Here is a 3658-nt window from a genome sequence, read left to right on the forward strand (position 1 = left end):
CTGCACGTCGACGAAGACGGACAGCGGCACGGCGGAGAGCGGGAACGGACCCGCGGCCTCCACCGCCCCACGCCCCGGCAGCCCGGGGCCGACGCCGCCGCTCCAGGGCGCGAGGCGCAGCGCGGCCCGCTCGGGGCTCCCCGCGTCCAGCAGGAGCCGGGCCCCGGCCCGCGCCCGCACGTCGGCGAGGCCCCCCGGCCCGGCTCCCCAGAGGGAGCCCCGTTCACCCGCACGGGAGGAAAGCTCCTCCCGTGCGGCCGACTGGGCGTCGGACCCGGCCCCCTCGCCCGGGTCCGCGCCGGTCTCCAACTCCGCCCAGGCGGAGAACACTTCGGCCGCCGGGTGGACGCCGTCCCGTCCGCGCGGCCCCTCACCCGCGTCCCGGAGCGCGCGCAGGCGGGCCCGCGACTCCTCCGGGCGTCCGCGCATCGCCCACAGCACGGCGAGCGGTCCGTCGAGCGCCGCCGCGAGGTCCGGCAGCGCGGGCGCGTGGACGGCGAGCAGCTCCTCGACGCGCTCGATCGCCACGGCCACCGGTTCCGGCCCGTGCCACAGGGAGACGGCGAGCATCCCGACCGCCACCGCGCGTTCCCGCTCGGCGCCGGGGCGGGCGGTCCTGGCGATCGCCTCCGTCAGGCGGGCCGCCGCCGACACGTGGCCGCCGCGCGCCTGGTCGGCGCAGGCACCGCGCACGAGCGCGGCGACGTCACCGTCCGGGGAGCGCGGTGCGACGGGACCGCCGCGCGCGAAGCGGTCGCCGAGGGTCTCGCGCAGGAAGGGCGCGCCGCGCCCGCAGGCCGCCGCCAGGACGGCCCCGCGCGGGTCCGGCCAGCCGACGCCCCGGGCGTCCCTGCTCAGCTCTGCGACGTCCACGGTCCGAGCCCCCTCCCCCGCGCGTCCGCGCGCCGTCCCACCGGCAGATCCGCGCGGCGGGCGCCTGAGCGGGGGCGCCGGAGCGCGGCGCGCAACCGTCCGGGATCCGCGCACCGCGGGCCGCCGTGGGGTCGTTCGGCCATATCCGTTCTCACCCTTCCCGTTCACCGCTTCCGCGGGCAGGTCATGAGCTGAGATGAATGACATGAGGCTGAAGACTTATATCAGACCATGCCGCGCCGACGCACCGGCCGAAGCCGAGGAAGCGCACAACTGACGCTCCCAGCAGGCACGTTGTGCCCGGACGGGCACCGACGGCGGCCTGCGGGCGCCCGAACGGGCGCCGTGGGAGGCCCACTTGTGACGGTCCGGAGGCCCGGCCGCGCATTCCGGACCGGCGGCGCACCAGCTAGGATGAATCGCCGCACGGCACGAACCCACGCGAGCACACGAGAGATGACGAGGCGACAGTGGCTGACCCCGTCACACACGGCAGCGACCCTCTGCGCGGCCCCGGGCAGGAGTCCGGCGCCGAGCCAAGCGGCGTGGCCGCGGCCCCCGCGACGGCCACCCTCGCGGAACGCATCGACGCCCTCTTCCGCGTCGTCCGCCGGTCGCACCGCGAGCAGTACAGCCACGAGGAAGTCGCCCGCGCCTGCCGCGAGTCCACCGGGGAGAGCTTCTCCGCCACCTACCTGTGGCAGTTGCGCACCGGCCGCCGGGACAACCCCACCAAACGCCACCTCGAAGCCCTCTCGCAGTTCTTCGACGTCCCGGTCGCCTACTTCTTCGACGACGAGCAGAGCGCCGCCATCGCCAGGGAACTGGAGCTGCTGGGGGCGCTGCGCGACGCCGAGATCCGCAATCTCGCCCTGCGCGCGGTGAACCTCTCCCCCGAGGGCGTCGGCACGATCACCGACATGATCGAGGTGATCGCCCGCAGAGAGCGCGGCACCCCGCCACCGGCCACTCCCTGACCCCCACCCCCCACCGACGGGCACAGCGGACCAGGCCGGTCGGCACGTAAAGGGACACCACGTGAGAAGCGACCGCAGAAACGAGATGTGGCGCCGTTGCCGTCGCACCGCCGACACTCTCGCCCTCCCCCACCCCTTCAGCGCCGAGGGTTTCATCGCCCTCCTCGCCGAGCGGCGCGGGCGCCCCATCGAACTGATCCCGGTCGCGTCCCGTCCGGACGTCCCGTGCGGCCTGCTCATCAGCACGGATCACGTCGACCGCATCCTGTACACCACCGACACCACCCCGCTCCACCGGCAGCACATCCTGCTGCACGAGGCGGCGCACATCATCTGCGAGCACCACGCGGGCCCCGCCCCCGCGACGGCGGCGTCCGCGCTGATGCCGCACCTGCCGTCGGCGCTGGTCCAGCGGGTGCTGGGCCGGACCGTCTACACCGAGCCCCAGGAGCACGAGGCCGAGCTGCTCGCCACCCTCATCCTCGCCCGCGCCCACCAGCGGCACCCGGCCCCCGGCACGTCCCCCGCCCTCACCCACCTCTTCAACCTGGACCCGGCCGACCCCTCGCCGTCCGCCGATGGCTGACCTGGCCACCCTCGTCGCGGCGGCCCTCTTCCTCCTCTTCGCGGTCCACCGCCACCGGGTCGTGCGCCGCCGCCCCACCCCGCACGACATGACGCAGCGTCATATCGCGTCGTTCGCCTGGTGCCTGGGCACGGCGATGCTCGTCGACACCCCCGCGGTCGCGTCCGCGCTGCCGGTGACCGCGCGCGGCGACTCGCTGCTCTTCCTGGTGGTCCATCTGCTCAAGACGGCCGCGTTCGGGTACGTCTCGCTGATCGCGGTCACCCTCGTCCATCCGGTCCCGCCGGTGCGCACGGTGCGGCGCCACCGGGCCCTGCTCGCGGGGGCGTTGGCGGTCTCCGTCGTCCTGCACCTCGTCGGGCGGGTGACCGTGACGGCGGATTCGGTCGAGGTCGGCGACGGCCGCGGCTGGGCGCTGGCCGCGTTCGACGGCGTCTTCGTCCTCTACGGGGTGTGGGCCCAGACCCTGCTGGGCGCGGCGCTCCTCACCCACGCGCGCAGCGCGGCGCCCGGCGCCCTCCGCACCGGCCTGCGCCTCATGATCGTCGCCGTCGCGTCCGGGGTCGCCTGGACGCTGTGGGCCGTCCACGACGTCGCCATCAGTCTCACCTCGGGACGGCTGGGCGCCGAGGAGGACACCGTCTCCGTCACGCTCGGCGCGCTCACCGCGCTGCTCGCCACCGCGGCGGCCACGACCGCGTTCTGGAGCGGGCCCACCGGCACGCCCCTGCGATGGCTGCGCACCCAGCGGCGGCTGCGCGCCCTGCGCCCGCTCTGGTCGGCGCTCCACGAGCAGCTTCCGCACATCGCCCTCGGCTCCCCTACGGCGGGCCGAGTCCCGCTGCGGGACGGGGAGTTCGCGCTCTACCGCACGGTCATCGAGATCCGCGACGGCTACCTGTCGCTGCGCCCGTACATGCCCCCGGCGCCGCCCGAGGCGACGGGGACGAGCGGCACCCGGGCCGTCCGGGAGGCCGCCATGATCCGCGAGGCGCTGCGCAATCTGCGCGCGAACCGGCCCACCGTCCCCGGCGGCGCGCTCCCGACGACCGTCCACGAGCCCGCGGCGCCCGCCACGGGCGAGGTCGGCGCGGCCCTCGCGGCGGAGACGGCGTGGCTCACCCAGGTCTCCCGGGCGTTCGCCGCCCAGAGGGAGGGCCCGCGGGTGACGGCGGGACACGGCTCGCGCGCCTGAGCCGGGCGCCCTGCGGCTCGTCCCGGC

At 76.0% G+C, this 3658-nt stretch carries 3 protein-coding genes and 1 pseudogene; 3 read left to right on the forward strand and 1 reads right to left on the reverse strand.

All coding sequences use genetic code 11. The annotated features are described in order from the left end of the window. Nucleotides 1-873, reverse strand: a pseudogene (locus GA0115242_RS08800) (hypothetical protein); the annotation flags it as partial. 545 nt (nucleotides 874-1418) lie between these two features. Between GA0115242_RS08800 and GA0115242_RS08805 the strand changes: the two are divergent. The 3 genes from GA0115242_RS08805 (at nucleotide 1419) to GA0115242_RS08815 (ending at nucleotide 3631) form a co-directional block, all read left to right on the forward strand. Continuing rightward, a complete protein-coding gene (locus tag GA0115242_RS08805; RefSeq protein WP_093826320.1) occupies nucleotides 1419-1850 on the forward strand; it encodes a helix-turn-helix domain-containing protein in 432 nt (143 codons plus the stop codon). Between the two features lie 61 nt (nucleotides 1851-1911). Then, nucleotides 1912-2436 (forward strand): ParH-like protein, encoded by a 525-nt coding sequence (locus GA0115242_RS08810; protein WP_176729774.1) that lies wholly within the window; start codon nucleotides 1912-1914, stop codon nucleotides 2434-2436. Next, nucleotides 2429-3631: an MAB_1171c family putative transporter gene (locus GA0115242_RS08815; protein WP_093826322.1), complete on the forward strand. Its 1203-nt coding sequence runs from the start codon at nucleotides 2429-2431 to the stop codon at nucleotides 3629-3631. Before GA0115242_RS08810 ends, GA0115242_RS08815 begins: the two co-directional genes overlap by 8 nt. Nucleotides 3632-3658 lie beyond the last annotated feature (27 nt).

It is taken from the genome of Streptomyces sp. SolWspMP-5a-2 (assembly GCF_900091845.1).
Classification (GTDB): domain Bacteria; phylum Actinomycetota; class Actinomycetes; order Streptomycetales; family Streptomycetaceae; genus Streptomyces; species Streptomyces doudnae.